This window comes from Cedecea davisae DSM 4568 (assembly GCF_000412335.2).
Classification (GTDB): Bacteria; Pseudomonadota; Gammaproteobacteria; order Enterobacterales; family Enterobacteriaceae; genus Cedecea; species Cedecea davisae.
This window is the reverse complement of record NZ_KE161030.1, coordinates 433,846-450,434: the sequence shown is the minus strand read 5'-3', so window position 1 is coordinate 450,434 and position 16,589 is coordinate 433,846. Positions and strand designations below refer to the sequence as shown.

The 16,589-nt window shown below is 56.4% G+C and carries 14 protein-coding genes and 1 other annotated feature; of the genes, 3 read left to right on the top strand and 11 right to left on the bottom strand.

All coding sequences use genetic code 11. The features are described from left to right. Positions 1 to 101 precede the first annotated feature (101 nt). Together HMPREF0201_RS02210 and yaaA are read left to right on the top strand one after the other, a co-directional pair. A complete protein-coding gene (locus HMPREF0201_RS02210) occupies positions 102 to 1,547 on the top strand; it encodes an alanine/glycine:cation symporter family protein (protein ID WP_016534814.1) in 1,446 nt (481 codons plus the stop codon). Between the two features lie 68 nt (positions 1,548 to 1,615). After that, complete coding sequence (yaaA, locus tag HMPREF0201_RS02205; protein WP_016534813.1) at positions 1,616 to 2,389, top strand: peroxide stress protein YaaA; 774 nt, start codon at positions 1,616 to 1,618, stop codon at positions 2,387 to 2,389. Between the two features lie 46 nt (positions 2,390 to 2,435). Here the strand turns inward: yaaA and thrC are convergent, their stop codons facing one another. The 6 genes from thrC to yjjY form a co-directional block, all read right to left on the bottom strand. Next, positions 2,436 to 3,722: a threonine synthase gene (gene thrC, locus HMPREF0201_RS02200; protein ID WP_016534812.1), complete on the bottom strand. Its 1,287-nt coding sequence runs from the start codon at positions 3,720 to 3,722 to the stop codon at positions 2,436 to 2,438. Positions 3,723 to 3,725: 3 nt separating this feature from the next. Further along, a complete protein-coding gene (thrB, locus tag HMPREF0201_RS02195) occupies positions 3,726 to 4,655 on the bottom strand; it encodes a homoserine kinase (protein ID WP_016534811.1) in 930 nt (309 codons plus the stop codon). Position 4,656: 1 nt separating this feature from the next. Next, complete coding sequence (thrA, locus tag HMPREF0201_RS02190) at positions 4,657 to 7,119, bottom strand: bifunctional aspartate kinase/homoserine dehydrogenase I (RefSeq protein WP_016534810.1); 2,463 nt, start codon at positions 7,117 to 7,119, stop codon at positions 4,657 to 4,659. A 25-nt stretch (positions 7,120 to 7,144) separates the two neighbouring features. Then, positions 7,145 to 7,262, bottom strand: a sequence feature (Thr leader region). Next, entirely contained in the window at positions 7,201 to 7,269 is a 69-nt protein-coding gene (gene thrL, locus HMPREF0201_RS22325; RefSeq protein WP_071530522.1) for a thr operon leader peptide, read from the bottom strand. It overlaps the preceding feature by 62 nt. Positions 7,270 to 7,466: 197 nt before the next feature. After that, a complete protein-coding gene (locus HMPREF0201_RS02185) occupies positions 7,467 to 8,153 on the bottom strand; it encodes a tRNA/rRNA methyltransferase (RefSeq protein WP_016534809.1) in 687 nt (228 codons plus the stop codon). A 401-nt stretch (positions 8,154 to 8,554) separates the two neighbouring features. Continuing rightward, a complete protein-coding gene (gene yjjY / locus HMPREF0201_RS22960; protein ID WP_115586303.1) occupies positions 8,555 to 8,695 on the bottom strand; it encodes a YjjY family protein in 141 nt (46 codons plus the stop codon). 96 nt (positions 8,696 to 8,791) lie between these two features. Here yjjY and arcA point away from each other — a divergent pair, with 96 nt between their 5' ends. Further along, positions 8,792 to 9,508, top strand: a complete 717-nt coding sequence (arcA, locus tag HMPREF0201_RS02180) for a two-component system response regulator ArcA (protein WP_008461663.1) — start codon at positions 8,792 to 8,794, stop codon at positions 9,506 to 9,508. 58 nt (positions 9,509 to 9,566) lie between these two features. Here arcA and HMPREF0201_RS02175 read toward each other — a convergent pair whose 3' ends face one another. The 5 genes from HMPREF0201_RS02175 to HMPREF0201_RS02155 are packed head-to-tail and all read right to left on the bottom strand — an operon-like array spanning position 9,567 to position 16,574. Next, complete coding sequence (locus HMPREF0201_RS02175; RefSeq protein WP_016534808.1) at positions 9,567 to 11,588, bottom strand: CocE/NonD family hydrolase; 2,022 nt, start codon at positions 11,586 to 11,588, stop codon at positions 9,567 to 9,569. Further along, the gene (locus tag HMPREF0201_RS02170) at positions 11,585 to 13,207 is read right to left on the bottom strand and encodes an ABC transporter ATP-binding protein (RefSeq protein ID WP_016534807.1); all 1,623 of its coding nucleotides are present in this window, start codon (positions 13,205 to 13,207) and stop codon (positions 11,585 to 11,587) included. The genes HMPREF0201_RS02175 and HMPREF0201_RS02170 overlap by 4 nt, the downstream gene beginning before the upstream one ends. Then, complete coding sequence (locus HMPREF0201_RS02165; protein WP_016534806.1) at positions 13,204 to 14,034, bottom strand: ABC transporter permease; 831 nt, start codon at positions 14,032 to 14,034, stop codon at positions 13,204 to 13,206. The genes HMPREF0201_RS02170 and HMPREF0201_RS02165 overlap by 4 nt, the downstream gene beginning before the upstream one ends. Before the next feature lie 3 nt (positions 14,035 to 14,037). Further along, the gene (locus HMPREF0201_RS02160) at positions 14,038 to 14,985 is read right to left on the bottom strand and encodes an ABC transporter permease (protein ID WP_016534805.1); all 948 of its coding nucleotides are present in this window, start codon (positions 14,983 to 14,985) and stop codon (positions 14,038 to 14,040) included. Further along, entirely contained in the window at positions 14,985 to 16,574 is a 1,590-nt protein-coding gene (locus tag HMPREF0201_RS02155) for an ABC transporter substrate-binding protein (protein ID WP_016534804.1), read from the bottom strand. Before HMPREF0201_RS02155 ends, HMPREF0201_RS02160 begins: the two co-directional genes overlap by 1 nt. Between the last annotated feature and the right edge of the window lie 15 nt (positions 16,575 to 16,589).

Sequence of the window (16,589 nt, the reverse complement as noted above, 5' to 3'; positions counted from 1 at the left end):
AATATGATAAACTCCGCCCGATCTTTATCTGTAACGTAATGGACTGCATGGCACGGGCCCGTCAACCTCGCCGCCATCACGCATTAACAAGAGGGACGTTAATGACAGATTTTTTATTATTTATCAACGAGGTGCTTTGGGGGTCCGTTCTACTCTGGCTGCTGATTGGGGCCGGAGTCTGGTTCACCTGGCGCTGCGGCTTCGTGCAGTTTCGCTATTTCACCCGGCTTCGCCTTTTCCTGCGTAACAGCACCTCGTCAGATCCTTCCGGAATATCCTCATTTCAGGCGCTCTGCACCAGCCTCGCCGCACGCGTAGGCAGCGGCAATCTTGCCGGTATTGCGCTCGCCATCTCGGCCGGTGGCCCCGGTGCCGTTTTCTGGATGTGGGTTGCAGCCGTGCTTAGCATGGCAACCGCCTTTGCTGAATGCTCGCTGGCGCAGCTTTATAAAAGCCGCGACAAAGACGGAAATTATCGCGGTGGCCCGGCCTGGTATATGGAACGCGGGCTGGGTATGCGCTGGATGGGCGTACTGTTCTCACTCTTTTTAATCGTCGCTTTTGGGATGGTGTTCAATGCCGTTCAGGCAAACTCTATTGCCATTGCCACCCATTATGCGTTCGACGTGCCGAAACTCTGGGTCGGCATTGCGCTGGTCATCGTCACCGCGCTGGTCATCTGGCGCGGGATGAGGGTGATAGCCCGCCTGTCCCAGTGGCTGGTGCCGCTGATGGCGCTGCTGTGGGTATTTATGAGCCTGTACGTGGTTGCGCTGCATATTGAGCGCTTCCCGGAGGTGGTCAGGCTAATTTTCAGCCAGGCGTTTGGCTGGCATGAAGCCGCGTCGGGCGCACTCGGCTACACCGTCAGCCAGGCTATCACCAACGGTTTTCAGCGCGGCATGTTTTCCAACGAAGCGGGGATGGGTTCAACGCCCAACGCGGCCGCAGCGGCAGCGGCCTGGCCTCCGCACCCGGCTACCCAGGGCGTGGTCCAGATGTTTGGGGTATTAATTGATACGGTTATTATCTGCACCGCCACCGCCGCCATCGTATTAATGTCCGGCATGCTCGACGGAGCCGTAACCTCACGCGGCGGAATTATTCTGGTTCAGCAGGCGCTTAGCTCGGCTGTCGGCAGCTGGGGCAGCGGTTTCATCGTCGTTATCGTTTTTCTGTTCGCCTTCACTTCGATAGTCGCCAACTACAGCTATGCGGAAAATAACCTTCTGTTTCTTAACCCAAACAGCCGCGTGTCAAAGCTATTGCTGCGCTGCTTTGTGCTGGCGATGGTGATGTTTGGCACCCAGGCGGCGCTGCCGCTGGTCTGGCAGTTGGCAGATGTGGCGATGGCCATTATGGCTATCACTAACATTACGGCGATTTTATTGCTCTCGCCGGTGGTTCGGGATCTTGCTGCGGACTATCTACGCCAGCAAAAGCTGGGCATTACGCCGACCTTCAATCCCAACCGTTTCCCCGAGATAAAGAACCAGCTGGCTCCCGGCGTCTGGGGCACGGATCCTGAAAAAAAAACCGATCGCTAATTGCAGCCATAGGCCGCTACGTTCCGGAAATTTGCTAAAGTAACCGCCAAAACCTGCAAGGAGTGGACATGCTAATTCTTATTTCACCTGCCAAGACGCTGGACTACCAGAGCGAGTTAGCCACTAACCGCTACACGCAGCCGGAACTGCTGGAATACTCTCAGCAGTTGATCAGCGTTGCCCGCAAACTTAGCGCGCCGCAAATTGCGTCGCTGATGAGCATCAGCGATAAGCTGGCTTCCCTGAACGAAACCCGCTTCCACGAGTGGCACCCGGAATTCAGCCCGCAGAATGCCCGCCCGGCTATCCTCGCTTTCAAAGGCGATGTTTATACCGGCTTACAGGCTGAGGAATTTAGCGAAGCAGACTTCGATTTTGCCCAACAGCATTTGCGCATGCTCTCCGGTCTGTACGGCGTGCTGCGCCCGCTGGATCTGATGCAGCCTTACCGCCTGGAGATGGGTATCCGCCTTGAGAACCCGAAAGGCAAAGACCTGTATCATTTCTGGGGCGATACGATAACCGAAAAGCTGAACCAGGTGCTGGCCGCCCAGGGCGACAAGATCGTTATAAACCTGGCGTCAGACGAGTATTTCAAAGCGGTTAAACCGAAAAAGCTCGATGCAGAAATCATCAAGCCGGTGTTCCTGGACGAGAAGAACGGCAAGTTTAAGGTCATCAGCTTCTACGCTAAAAAAGCGCGCGGCCTGATGAGCCGCTACATCATTGAAAACCGCCTCAGCAAGCCGGAACAACTGAAGGCGTTTAATACCGACGGTTACTTCTTCGATGAAGAAGCCTCGCAGAAAAACGAGCTGGTGTTTAAGCGCCACGAGCAGTAAAAAAAACGCCAGCTTAATGCTGGCGTTTTTTATTCACAGAATGATATTAAGCTCTCGCCATCATCAGCTTACGCAGCTCTGCAAAGTCAGCCGGAAGGTTATGGGACAGTAGCGGCAGGTCGGCGCGGGACGCCAGCTCCTGCGGCAGCGGCAGCGCTTCGCCCAGAATCTCTTCCACGCTCTCTTTAAACTTCGCCGGATGCGCAGTGCCCAGGAACAGGCCAAATTCTCCGGGCTGTAGGTGGTCGCGCAGCGCACGATAGGCAATGGCCGCGTGCGGCTCAGAAACATAGCCGATAGTTTTCAGCTCGCGCATCGTCTCTTTGGTCGTTTCGTCGGTCACGGCGGCATAGCCGAGATCGGTAAGACGCCAGATTTTACGGCGGAACAGCTCTTCTACACGCGGCCAGTTGTTTGGCTGGCTCACGTCCATGGCGTTGGAAAGGGTGGCAACCGTCGTTTTCGGCGCCCACTGCCCTTCAGCCAGGAAGCGAGGAACCGTGTCGTTGGCGTTGGTGGCGGCAATAAAACGCTTAATCGGCAGGCCAAGGGATTTCGCCAGCAGGCCAGCAGTCAGGTCACCGAAGTTACCGCTTGGCACGGAGACCACCAGCTGGTTACGCGCTTCCTGAGGGAGTTGAGCAACCGCTTCAAAGTAGTAGCAAATCTGCGCCAGCAGGCGGCTGATATTAATGGAGTTGGCCGAGTTTAACCCCAGAGCGGCTTTCAGCTCTTCGTCGTCAAATGCCTGTTTCACCAGCGCCTGGCAGGCGTCGAAATCGCCATCGATAGCGACAGTTTCGATATTGCCGCCCAGGGTGCAGAACAGTTTTTCCTGCAGCGGGCTGATTTTGCCACGCGGGTACAGGATGACGACACGAACGTTCTCAATACCGTAGAAAGCGTGGGCAACGGCAGCCCCGGTATCGCCGGAAGTCGCGGTCAGAATAGTGACCGGTTTGTCACCGCTGATATGAGTCAGCATTTGCGCCATAAACCGGCCGCCGAAGTCTTTAAACGCCAGCGTCGGGCCGTGGAACAGCTCAAGGCAGCCGACATCAGGCTCGACCATCTTCACCGGCGCGGGGAAAGCGAAGGCCGCGCGAACGCGCTCTTCCAGAATCTCCTGAGGGATCTCATCGCCGATAAACGCCGAGAGGATTTTGCTGCTGCGGCTGACAAAATCCTGGTTCAGCATGGCGTCGATTTCAGTCAGCTCAAATTCCGGCAGATCGTGCGGGAAGAACAGACCCTGCTGTTTGCCCAGCCCCTGGGTGACGGCCTGCGCAAAGCTGACCTGCTCGTTGTGATCTTTAAGGTTGTACAGTTTCATGCGTTATCCCAAAACTCGTGCGCCAGCCGTATCCAGACGGCAAATATGTACAAAACCTTCCTGGTTTTGCAAATAGTGTTGGCTTAGCCAGTCAGCCACACGCTGCGCGGTATCGTTGTTATCGCACAGCGCAAATAAGGTTGGGCCGGAGCCCGAAATACCGCTCGCCAGCGCGCCAATATCGGCCACCGCTTTACGAGACTCATCGAACTTCGGCAGCAGTTTAGCGCGGTAAGGCTCGGCTATTACGTCCTGCATCAGTTTGGCCGCAAGCGCAGGCTGGCGGGTATGGCAGGCATGAATAAAACCGGCCAGATGGCGCCCGTGGCTGATGCAGTCCTGGCGGCGATACTGCGCCGGCAGAATAGCCCGCGCTTCGGCGGTAGAAACTTTGATGCCGGGATAAGCCAGCACCCACAGCCACTCATCAAAGCCTGGCACCTGCTGGCTGATGATGCCGCTTTCTTCAATCATCAACTGCATGCCGCCGAGGAAACACGGCGCAACGTTGTCGTAATGAATGCTGCCGGAGATGCGCCCTTCCAGCTCGCCCATCAGGCCAAGCAGGCGCGTGTCGCTCAGCGGTTTACCGCAGAACTCATTCATTGCCATCAGCCCGGCAACCACCGAACAGGCGCTGGAGCCCAGCCCGGAGCCGATAGGCATATTTTTCTCAAGCGTCATCGCCACCGGAATGGTTTTGCCAATCTCCTGGCAGAAGCGCTCCCAGCACTGGTAAACAATATTCTCGCGAGGTTCATCCGGCAGCTTGCTGGCAAAACGCCCGAGGTTGGTGAGGCTGAAGCTTTCCGCCGCCTCCACCGTCACGTAATCGCCGAGGTGCGAACCGTCAGTCGGCGACACCGCAGCCCCCAGAACGTCAAAACCCACGCTCATATTGGCGCTGGAAGCCGGTGCATATACTTTAACCATCTTAAACTCCTAACTTCCATGACAGGGTGCGCAACAGATCCGCGAACACGCCCGCGGCAGTAACATCGTTACCGGCACCGTAACCGCGCAATACCAGAGGCAGCGGCTGATAATAGTGGCTGTAGAAGGCCAGCGCGTTCTCGCCGTTTTTCACTTTATACAGCGGATCGTTGCCGTCTACGGCATCGATCTTCACTTTACAGCTGCCGTCTTCTTCAATAATACCGACGTAACGTAGCACTTTCCCATCGTCACGCGCCTTCCTCACACGAGCCGCAAACTCATCATCCAACTGAGGAAGGCGTGCCATAAAAGACTCCACGTCTCCGCTGGCGTCAAAGCTCTCCGGCAGCACCGACTCAATAGCAATATCGGAAAGTTCGAGTTCGCTGCCGGTTTCGCGCGCCAGGATAAGCAGCTTACGCGCAACGTCCATGCCGGAAAGATCGTCGCGCGGATCCGGTTCGGTGTAACCCATTTCGCGGGCGGTGCTGGTCGCCAGCGAGAAGCTCATGCCCTCATCAAGCTTGCCAAAAATAAACGAAAGCGAGCCAGAGAGAATGCCGGAGAAGCGCTGCAAATCATCCCCGGCGTTGAGCAGGTTTTGCAGGTTTTCAATCACCGGCAGTCCGGCACCTACGTTGGTGTCGTACAGGAACTTATGGCGAGAATGCTCAGCCGCATTACGCATCTGGTGGTAATAATTCATGCTGGAGGTGTTGGCCTTTTTATTCGGCGTCACCACGTGGAAACCTTCGCTCAGGAAGTCGGCGTACTGGTCTGCCACCGCCTGGCTGGAAGTACAGTCGACAATCACCGGGTTCAGCAGGTGATACTCTTTCACCAGACGAATCAGGCGGCCAAGATTAAACGGCTCTTTAGCCTGCTCAAGCGCCTGCTGCCAGTTTTCCAGGTCCAGACCGTGTACGTTGGTCAACAAGGCTTTTGAGTTCGCTATGCCGCACACACGCAGGTCGATATGCTTCGCTTTCAGCCATGCCTGCTGGCGCTTAACTTGTTCCAGCAGCGCGGCACCCACTCCACCTACGCCCACCAGGAACAGCTCGATAACCTGGTCGGTGTTAAACAACATCTGGTGAGTAACACGCACGCCGGTCGTCGCATCGTCGTTATCGACGACAACCGAGATAGAGCGCTCGGAAGAACCCTGAGCAATCGCCACGATGTTGATATTGGCGCGGGCCAACGCGGCAAAGAACTTCGCCGAAATACCACGCAGCGTTTTCATACCGTCGCCCACGACCGAGATAACGGCCAGACGTTCGGTGACCGCCAGCGGCTCCAGCAGCTCTTCTTTCAGCTCAAGATAGAATTCATCTTCCATTGCCTTACGGGCGCGCCCGCAGTCCGCCTGCGGCACACAGAAGCTAATGCTGTATTCAGAAGAAGACTGGGTAATCAGCACCACGGAGATGCCGGCACGGGACATAGCGGCAAACACGCGCGCGGCCATGCCGACCATGCCCTTCATGCCGGGGCCGGAGACGCTGAACATCGCCATGTTATTCAGATTAGTAATGCCTTTAACCGGCAGGCCTTCATCGTCGCTTCTGTCGCCAATAAGCGTGCCTGGCGCCTGCGGATTGCCGGTATTTTTAATCAGACAAGGGATCTGGAACTGGGCTATCGGGGTAATAGTGCGGGGATGAAGAACTTTGGCGCCGAAGTAGGAAAGCTCCATCGCTTCCTGGTAAGACATCGACTTCAGCAGCCGGGCATCCGGAACCTGGCGCGGGTCGCAGGTATACACCCCGTCAACGTCGGTCCAGATCTCACAACAGTCGGCCCGCAGGCAGGCGGCCAGCACGGCAGCGGAATAGTCGGAGCCATTGCGCCCCAGCACTACCAGTTCACCTTTGTCGTTACCGGCGGTAAAACCAGCCATCAGGATCATGTGGTCTTCAGGAATACGGCTGGCGGCAATACGGCGGGTGGACTCGGCAATATCAACGCTGGAATCAAGGTAATGACCCACCGCGAGCAGCTTCTCAACCGGATCGATGACCGTCACCGGGTAACCGCGAGCCTGCAATACCGCCGACATGATGGCGATGGAAAGCTTCTCACCGCGGCAGATGATTGCCGCATTGATGCTGTCCGGGCACTGCCCTAACAGGCTAATACCGTGCAGGACATGCTTAAGCTGGGCAAATTCCCGATCAACCACCGCCTTCAGCTCGGCAAGCGGGAAGCCGGGCTGCGCTTCGGCCAGGCCATTAAGCAGCTCTGAGAAGATACGTTCGGCATCGCTGATATTCGGCACAGCATCCTGGCCACCGATGGTTTTCTCAATCATCGCCACAAGGTGGTTGGTAATTTTTGCCGGAGCAGACAGCACGGTCGCTACCTGCCCCTGTTTGGCATTACTTTCCAGGATATCGGCAACGCGGAGGAAACGCTCCGCATTTGCCACTGATGTACCGCCGAATTTCAACACTCGCATTGTTGTGACCCCTTGATTTTTTCCCGAAAAAAAAGCCCGCACTGTTTAGGTGCGGGCTTTTTTCATTTTTACCTGTATGCGTCAGCCCGCACCGTTACCTGTGGTAATGGTGGTTGTGATAATTGTGGTAATCAGGCTGAAGCGGAACATGGATGTTGTGTGCTCTAAATTTGAATTAGCTCTATTGGTTAAAGTAATCGCTCTGCTAAGTCAATTTTTTTTACATCCATCACATTAATCGGCCACGCTCACTCACGCTGGAAAATCCACCAGAAAGGGTAGAAAAGGCAAACTCACGCGGCCATTTATTGATTTATTATTCTGAGACTGATCCATTTTGCAGTCATTTATTCTGTCATGTTTTTTTCGATATCATGCAGCAAACGATGCAACATTGCGGTGTCGCGCTGCTCAAGCAGTCCCAGGCGCTGTTGAACCCAGTCGGCTAATTTTTGGTCATCGGCCACATCAAGGCGAGTCAAAAGCGCGCTAATACGCAAGCGCAGAGCGTTCAATTGTTGACCGTCCATCCCGGCAGTTTCCACCGCGGGCAGCTGCATTAATGCTGAAAGCTGATAGCAGTAGACCATTACGGCCTGGCCCAGATTAAGCGAAGGATAGTCGGCCACCATCGGCACGCCGGTTAATACATCGGCCAACTCCAGTTCTTCGTTGGTCAGGCCTGAGTCTTCGCGCCCAAACACCAGTGCGGTGGTTTGCACCCACTGGCGCTTCTCCTCCAGCAGCGGCAGCAGCTGTTGCGGAGTCGCGTAATAATGAAACTTCGCGCGGCTTCTGGCGGTTGTGGCAACGGTAAAATCAACATCGCTCAGCGCTTCGGCCAGCGTGGCAAAATGCTGCACGCCGTCAAGAATATCGCCCGCCCCGTGTGCAACCCAACGCGCCGCAGGTTGCAGGTGGGCATCGCTTGCAACGATGCGCAACTCGGTAAACCCCATAGTTTTCATGGCCCGGGCGGCGGCCCCGACGTTCTCAGGTCTGGCCGGTGAAACCAGGATAATTGGCAAACGCATAGGAACTCTCTTCTAAAATCCGCAAAAACGTGAGAAGTGATGCACAAAATTTGATAATACGCATCGCAAATTTACTTTGTTGCAACATATATTATCAATACAGGCTCGCTAGATTTATAACTTAAACTTATGCTTTTATTCAGTTATATGGCTAAAAATCGTCTCTGCAACGCACTATATCCACTTGTTTGGCATGGTTTATTTCATTCCGTGAAGGATAAAGTGCGGTGAATGATTTGCGCTACTTTTTTTAACCCTTTACGATCTTGATTATTAAAAAGTTGTGACAAAAGCTAGCATTGAGCTACGATGATTTAATGAAACTGTTAACGTGCTACAATTGAAATTGATATATGTCAACGAAGCGCAGTTTTATCAGGTGTCTAAGGCGCTCCAGCCTGTTATGTTGCTGTTAAAATGGTTAGGATAACAACCGTTTTTGACACCGTCGGGTCCAAAGGGAGCGTACCCACGACCAAGCTAATGATGTTGTTGACGTTGATGGAAAGTGCATCAAGAACGCAATTACGTACTTTAGTCATGTTAAGCCCGGCATGTTAATTTATGGCATGTAACAGGCAGGTCAGGGACTTTTGTACTTCCTGTTTCGATTTAGTTGGCAATTTTAGGTAGCAAACATGCAGACCCCGCACATTCTTATCGTCGAAGACGAATTAGTAACACGCAACACGTTAAAAAGCATTTTTGAAGCGGAAGGCTATGATGTCTTTGAAGCGACCGATGGCGCCGAGATGCATCAAATCCTCGCGGATAATGACATTAACCTCGTGATTATGGACATCAACCTGCCGGGTAAAAACGGCCTGCTGCTGGCGCGTGAACTCCGCGAGCAAGCCAACGTGGCGCTGATGTTCCTGACGGGCCGTGATAACGAAGTGGACAAGATCCTCGGTCTTGAAATTGGCGCGGATGATTACATCACCAAGCCGTTCAACCCGCGTGAGCTGACCATTCGTGCACGCAACCTGCTGTCACGCACTATGAATTTAGGGGCCATCAGCGAAGAGCGTCGCTCCGTTGAAAGCTATAAATTCAACGGCTGGGAGCTGGACATCAACAGCCGCTCTCTGGTTAGCCCTAACGGCGAGCAGTACAAGCTGCCGCGCAGTGAATTCCGCGCGATGCTGCACTTCTGCGAAAACCCGGGCAAAATTCAGTCTCGTGCTGAACTGCTGAAGAAAATGACCGGTCGCGAGCTGAAGCCGCATGACCGTACCGTAGACGTGACTATCCGCCGTATTCGTAAGCACTTCGAATCCACGCCGGATACGCCGGAAATCATCGCCACTATCCACGGCGAAGGTTACCGTTTCTGCGGCGATCTGCAGGAATAAGCAGTAAAAATCACGGAAAAGGGCCGGCATTCGCCGGCCCTTTTTTATGCCCGAAATCCTAGCGCGCGATACGCTGCGCCCAGTCTCGGGTAAATACTTTCTCGCCGTTATGCCGCACCGTCATCTCTCCGCTGACGATAAAATGCGTCAGGTCACTGCGCATCTCCAGCACGATATCCGTCTCCGTCCACCAGCCTTCCCGGCCAATCTTCATGCTTTGCGTCAACAAATAATGGGCTGACAGCGGGTCCTGATTATTAACGGTCAACTGGCGGCGCAGGCTATGATCGACGGTGGTATCAATATCGTCAAAGCGGTAAACCCCTTCCCCGAACACGCCGCCCACGCCCTCGGTAATACTTTGCCAGCTATCGTTGACCACGTCATAACGCAGTCCCCGCTCGACCCTCCCCGGCGATAGAATCGTTAAAGGCGTATTGGCGGCAGTTTCAGGCTGCGGGTTCGGCCCGGCGCAGGGCACGACCTGCCGACATACCGGCAGCAGCAGCCTGCTGCTTGCCAAATCAACATCGAGCGTAGCAACCTCCGCCATCGGCCAGATCATAGGCCAGAAGGTTGTCGCCAGCGAAACGCGCAGCCGATGCCCGGCCGCAAAGCGCCACGCAATGCCGTCCAACTGCACCGGTACGCTAACTTTTTCCCCCGGCGTCAACGGCACATTCTGATGCTGCCCCTGGAGGTGGCTGAGATTCACCCAGCCGTGGCTTACGCGTGTCGATGCCCCGTCCGGCGCTACGTCAGAAAGCCGCACGTAGAGCATGGCCGCGGGTTTATCGCTGGAAAGCGTAATGCTGAACTGCGGGAAGCCGTAAATCGTCAGGCTCTCGCCCAGCGGCTCGCTGTCGAAGCATTCGGCCATGCCTTCGTCCATCCGCTGATCGCTCGGGCTTTCCCCTAACACACCAGCGCCCATCCACTCCCCCGCCAGCAGGCCGTGGTTTTGCACGCTACAGACAGACCGCAGGTATTCCCCGGCTAATGGCTCCGTCTCCAGCCCGCCGGGATGCAAATGCCAGCTCTGAGGCTGCGTGACTTCATCGGTATCGCCGTCGATAGCGATCCACTCGCCAAAGGCTTTTGGACGCTGAGAGTCTGGACGCTGGCTATCGTTCAGCCACGCCTGCACGCGCGGCCCTTCGAGAGCGTCATTGTCCACCTGCTTCAGCCAGCGATCCCACCAGCTCACCGCCTCCTGCAGAAAGCCTATCGCCGGTTCCGGCGTGCCGTCCTGCGGGTAGATGTGCGCCCATGGGCCGAGGATTGCCTTACGCGGTACGTCGAGATTATCCATCAGGCGGAAGACGGCGTTGCTATAAGAGTCCGCCCAGCCGCCCACCGCCATAACCGGGCAGGTAATAGCCTGCCAGTCTTCACCCACGGAGCCGTGCTCCCAGTAGGCATCTTTCAGCGGATGCTCCATCCACAGCGCCGGGAAAAAGGGCATATTCTCCAGGCGATTCAGCCACTCTTTGTACCAGCCATCCCCCACCAGCTGCGGATCCTGCGGGCGACTCTGATAGGCCAGCATAATCCCGCCCCACCACAGATTGTCGTTCAGCAGGCAGCCGCCTTTATAGTGAATATCGTCGTTGTAACGGTCGTCCGTCGAGCAGACGGTAATAATCGCTTTCAGCGCCGGTGGACGCCGGGCCGCCAGCTGCAGGCAGTTAAAGCCCCCCCAGGATTTGCCCATCATGCCGACCGAACCGTTGCACCAGCCCTGACGGCTGATCCAGTCAATGACCTCCAGCGCATCTTCATGTTCCTGTAGCAGATATTCGTCGGCGAGCAGCCCGTCGGAATCTCCGCTCCCGCGCATGTCCACGCGCAGAACGGCATAACCGTGACCGGCAAAATAGCCGTGCATCGGTTCGTCTCGGGTGCGCGTACCGTCCCGCTTACGGTAGGGAATGTATTCAAGAATTGCGGGAACAGGGTGCTGCGCAGCCGACAAGGGCAGCCACATTCGGGCCGCCAGGCGAGTGCCGTCTTTCAGGACGATCCACAGGTGTTCGGTCACGCTGACGCTGTGGGGAAATTGCGTGATGAGTGTTTTCATGAGGCTCCTGCCATCGCATTTAACTGGCGCTGACCCAGCACCTCATCCAGCCAGGACGGGCGCATTTCCGGAACGGAAGTCAGCAGTTTTTCGGTATAGCTGTGCATCGGCGCGCTGAATACCTGTTCGGTCGGCCCCTGCGCAACAACGTTGCCCTGGTACATCACCGCCACCTGCTGGGCGATGCGTTTTACGGTGCTGAGATCGTGGGTGATAAACAGATACGACAGCCCAAGTTGTTCCTGCAAATGGCGCAATAGCTTGAGCACCTCTTCCGCCACTAAAGGATCGAGCGCCGAAGTGGCTTCATCGCAAATAATCAAATCAGGCTGTGCGGCCAGCGCTCGCGCAATGCAGACGCGCTGCTTTTGCCCGCCGGAAAGCGAGCCGGGGTAACGATCGATCAGGTAATCAGGCAGCTCGGTCAACTTCAGCAGCTCTGCAACGCGGGCGCGAACCTGCTGCTTATCCAGGCCAAAATAGAAAGCGACCGGCCGACCAATTGCCTCAAGCACCGTCTGGCGTGGGTTAAGCGCGACATCGGGCAGTTGATAGATCATCTGGATCCGCCGCAGCGTCTCTTTATCACGCTGCTGATAGCGGTTGGCCAGCGCCTTGTCGGCAAAAGTCACCGCTCCTTGCGTATCGGTCAGCAGGCCGCATAAAGCGCGAGCCAGCGTGCTCTTTCCGCTGCCGGACTCGCCGATAATGGCCAGCGTCTCCCCTTTAGAAATAGTCAACGAAACGCCGCGCACTACGGTTTTTCCGTTATAGCCGGTGGACAGGTTATCAATGCTTAGCAATTTACCCTGGGGCCGATTCTCAGCGTGTACCGGCGTTAGCGCATGCGCCCGCTCGGACACCAGCCGCTGGGTATAGCTTTCTTTGGGATGTTGAAGAATATCGGCAGTGCTGCCGCTTTCCACTTCGCTCCCCTGCCTCAGCACCATAATGCGGTCGGCAATCTGCGCCACAACGGCGAGGTCGTGGGTGATATACAGCGCGGCGGTATTAAACTCTCTGACCAGCTTGCGCAGCATCACCAGCACTTCTATTTGAGTGGTCACGTCCAGCGCCGTTGTTGGCTCATCCAGCACCAGCACGTCCGGCCTGCAGGACATTGCCATCGCCGCCATTGCACGCTGAAGCTGGCCGCCGGAAAGCTGGTGCGGGTAGCGCTGGCCGATAGTTTCAGGCTCGGGCAAGTCCAGCGCCCGAAACAAGGTTACCGCCCACGCCTGCGCCTCCTCACTGCTCATCAGCCCGTGGCGAATCGGCCCCTCGCAAACCTGCTTGCCGATAGTCAGCGCCGGGTTAAAGGCCGCCGCCGCGCTCTGGGCAACATAGGCCACGCGCCTGCCGCGAATTTCACGCTTCTCCTTGCCCGAGAGGCGCACAATATCCTGCCCGGCAATCAGCACTTCGCCGCCTGCAATACGGCAGCCCGGACGAGCATAGCCAAGAGCCGCAAGCCCGATGGTCGATTTGCCCGCGCCGGACTCGCCAATCAGCCCCAGCACTTCGCCCGGCATCAGGGTAAGAGAAATGCCTTTAACCAGCGGCAGCCCCTGTTCAGTGTCGATGCGTAAATCGCGCATCTGTAAAATCGGTTGTGTCATCTCTCTTCCCCCAGCGAAAGGTTATTACGCGCCAGCAGCCAGTCGACCACCAGATTGACGCCAATCGTCAGAAGGGCGATGGCCGCAGCCGGGTAAAGCGGTGCCAGCTGCCCGAAGTTAATCGCCTGGGCGTTGTCGCGCACCATGCTGCCCCAGTCCGCCCACGGCGGCTGAATGCCCAGCCCAAGGAAGCTCAGTCCGGCAATAAACAGGAAGGTGAAGCAAAAACGCATGCCAAACTCCGCCAGCAACGGCGGCATAGCGTTAGGTAAAAACTCTTTACGCACGATCCACCAAAGACCTTCCCCGCGCAGACGAGCGGCCTCAACATACTCAAGGCAAACAATCCCCTGAGCGACGAGGCGCGCAAGCCGGAACACACGCGTGGCGTCCAGCAAAGCAATAGTGCCGACCAAAACAGGGATTGAGGTTCCAAGTACCGACAGCACAATCAAGGCCAGGATCAGAACCGGAATCGACATCAGCGTATCGACAATGCGCGTCAGGACCACATCCACCCAGCGGCCATAAATAGCGGCGGTAAACCCGGTGATAATCCCGAGTACAAAGGAGATGGCGGTAATCGACAGCGCAATAGCGATAGTGGTGCGAGCGCCATACAAAATACGCGAAAGCATATCGCGCCCGAGGCTGTCGGTGCCGAACGGCAGCGCACCGGATGGCAGCATCCAGATATCGCCAACCTGTGCGGTTTCGCTGTGTGGAGCAAGCCAGGGCGCAAAAAGCGCGGCTATCAGATTGACGGCAATAATTGCCATCCCCAGCATCGCCGACAGCGGCACCGTGCGAATTTTTATCTTGTTCATGACTTACCTCGCATGCCGCAGTCGTGGGTTAAACCAAATAGCCAGCAAATCTGCGGTGGTATTCAGCAGGATGTAGGTTCCACCAAACAGCAGCCCGCACGCCTGCACCACCGGCAAATCACGTTTAGTCACCGCGTCCACCATCAGTTGACCAATGCCCGGATAGACAAACACCACTTCCACCAGAATCACGCCCACCACCAGGTAGGCGAGGTTAAAGGCGATAACGTTGATGATCGGCGCCAGCGCGTTGGGCAGCGCGTGACCCAGCACGATGCGCCAGCGGGATAGCCCTTTCAGCAGCGCCGTTTCGATATAGCTGCTGGACATCACTGCTCCTACCGAGGCCCGGGTCATGCGCAGCATATGCGCCAGCACGACCAGCACCAGCGTCAGCATCGGCAAAGTGCAGGCATAGAGACGATCCCCCAGGCTGGCATCGGGGTCGACCAGCGCGAGGCTCGGAAACCAGGCGAGGCGAATAGCAAAGAAGATAACCAGCACGTAGCCGACGAAAAACTCCGGCACCGATATACTCAGCAGCGTCAGCGTGTTTGCCAGGCGGTCAAACCAGGAGCCACGCCATACCGCAGAAGCAATGCCCAGCATTACGGCCAGCGGAATAGCAATCAGCGCGGCATAGGCGGCAAGGAACAGCGTATTTGCCAGCCGGGGCAGCAGCTCGGCGCCAATCGGTTGATTATTGGTAAGCGAATTGCCCAAATCCCCGTGCAGCACGCCGGAAAACCAGTGCAGGTAGCGGTAGACGGCTGGCTGATCGAGCCCGAGCTGCAGGCGCAGCGCGGCAATGGTTTCAGGCGTGCCGTTTTGACCAAGGATCGCGCTGGCCACGTCTCCCGGCAGCAGCTCGGTGCCAACAAAAATCAGTACCGAGACCAGCCACAGCGTAAGAATGCCCAGCAGCAGGCGATGAAGGATCTGTTTTTTCATTACGACTCCAGCCAGACGCGTTCAGCCAGACGGCCACCCATAAAGTTGAACAGCGGGTGCGGCTTCACCCCGCCGACTTTCTTGCTGGCGGCGTCCAGATAGTCGCCAAATAGCGGGATCATTGCGCCACCGTCGTCGTGGGCAATAGTCTGCAATTCGCCATAGATTTCCGCTCGTTTCTGGTCATCGAGCAGCGAACGAGCCTGGAGCAGCAGGCTGTCGAATTTCTCATTCTTCCAGTGGGAGTCATTCCATTTCGCCGTGGACTGCCAGGCGGTGGAGAACATCTGGTCCGCCGTCGGGCGGCCTCCCCAATAGCCCATGCTGAACGGCGCTTTCATCCAGACATCATCCCAGTAGCTGTCGGCGGGCTGCCGTTTGATGTTCACCTGGATCCCGGCGGCAGAGGCCTCGCTCTGGAACAGGGCCGCGGCATCCAGCGCTCCGGCAAAGGCGGCGTCCGAGGAAGAAAGCTCCAGCGGCAAGGTGCTAAGCCCGGCTTTTTGCAGATAGAACTTCGCTTTATCCGGATCGTAGGCGCGCTGCGCGAGGCTCTTATTAAAGAAGCGATCGGTTTTCGGGATCGGATGATCGTTGCCCAGCGCGCCATAGCCACGCAGCACGGTGGCCAGCAGCTTTTCGCGATCGATGCCGTACTTAATCGCCATGCGCACATCGTTGTTGTTAAACGGCGCAACGCGGCAATCCATCAGGAAAGTGAAGTGTTGGCCGCCCGAAGAACGCACGATATTCAGCGCCGGGCTGCGTTTGAGGAAATCGACGGTTTTGAAGTCAACGCGGTTGATAGCGTGTACCTGGCCGGAAATCAGGGCGTTGGTTCGTGCCGTGGCATCGTTGATGACCAGCACTTCCACCGCATCCACGAACGCACGATTCGGTTTCCAGTAATCAGGATTACGCTTGAAGAAGGAGCGTACGCCCGGCTGATATTGGTCGAAGACAAAGCCACCTGTCCCAATCGGATGCTTCCAGTCGGTAAAGCCGTCCGGCACCACGACGAGGTGGTAGTCCGCCAGCAGGAACGGCAGGTCCGCGTTGCCGCCGTCCAGCACGATACTGATTTCGTTATCGCCGCTCTTTTTCAGCTCTTTGATGCTGGCGAGCTGGGTCTTAATGGCGCTGCGCGACTGGTCGCCGCGGTGCAGGTTGATAGAATAGAGAATGTCTTCCACGCTCAGGATCTTGCCGTTATGGAAGGTGACGCCGGAGCGAACCTTAAACGTCCACTCCTGCGCTCCCGGCTTCGCCTCCCAGCTTTCGAGCAGCTCGGGTATAGCCTGGTTATTTTCATCAATCTCCACCAGGCCGTTCATCAGCATATAGGCCTGGTTAAGCGGTACCCAGTCGCTAAACAACGTAGGGTCGAGCGAGTCGCTGGTATTGCCGCCCGACATCCCAAGCTTTAGCACGCCCCCTTTTTTTGGCGCAGCCTCTGCGGCGAAACCGGCCAGCGGCGAGAGCGACAACGCGGTGCCCGCCCCGATAAGGGCGGCAGTGTTGATAAATGAACGGCGGCTGATGTTTACGCCCTGCATGTATTTATTCAAATCTGAACGCTCGTCTTTCATTTATTTTTCTCCGTT

Bases quoted from the DNA above. Each gene is read 5' to 3' on its own strand.
- thrB (WP_016534811.1), bottom strand. From the start codon at position 4,655: ATGGTTAAAGTATATGCACCGGCTTCCAGCGCCAATATGAGCGTGGGT.
- HMPREF0201_RS02155 (WP_016534804.1), bottom strand. From the start codon at position 16,574: ATGAAAGACGAGCGTTCAGATTTGAATAAATACATGCAGGGCGTAAAC.
- HMPREF0201_RS02160 (WP_016534805.1), bottom strand. From the start codon at position 14,985: ATGAAAAAACAGATCCTTCATCGCCTGCTGCTGGGCATTCTTACGCTG.
- thrA (WP_016534810.1), bottom strand. From the start codon at position 7,119: ATGCGAGTGTTGAAATTCGGCGGTACATCAGTGGCAAATGCGGAGCGT.
- HMPREF0201_RS02175 (WP_016534808.1), bottom strand. From the start codon at position 11,588: ATGAAAACACTCATCACGCAATTTCCCCACAGCGTCAGCGTGACCGAA.
- yjjY (WP_115586303.1), bottom strand. From the start codon at position 8,695: ATGACTAAAGTACGTAATTGCGTTCTTGATGCACTTTCCATCAACGTC.
- HMPREF0201_RS02165 (WP_016534806.1), bottom strand. From the start codon at position 14,034: ATGAACAAGATAAAAATTCGCACGGTGCCGCTGTCGGCGATGCTGGGG.
- HMPREF0201_RS02185 (WP_016534809.1), bottom strand. From the start codon at position 8,153: ATGCGTTTGCCAATTATCCTGGTTTCACCGGCCAGACCTGAGAACGTC.
- thrC (WP_016534812.1), bottom strand. From the start codon at position 3,722: ATGAAACTGTACAACCTTAAAGATCACAACGAGCAGGTCAGCTTTGCG.
- yaaA (WP_016534813.1), top strand. From the start codon at position 1,616: ATGCTAATTCTTATTTCACCTGCCAAGACGCTGGACTACCAGAGCGAG.
- HMPREF0201_RS02170 (WP_016534807.1), bottom strand. From the start codon at position 13,207: ATGACACAACCGATTTTACAGATGCGCGATTTACGCATCGACACTGAA.
- arcA (WP_008461663.1), top strand. From the start codon at position 8,792: ATGCAGACCCCGCACATTCTTATCGTCGAAGACGAATTAGTAACACGC.
- HMPREF0201_RS02210 (WP_016534814.1), top strand. From the start codon at position 102: ATGACAGATTTTTTATTATTTATCAACGAGGTGCTTTGGGGGTCCGTT.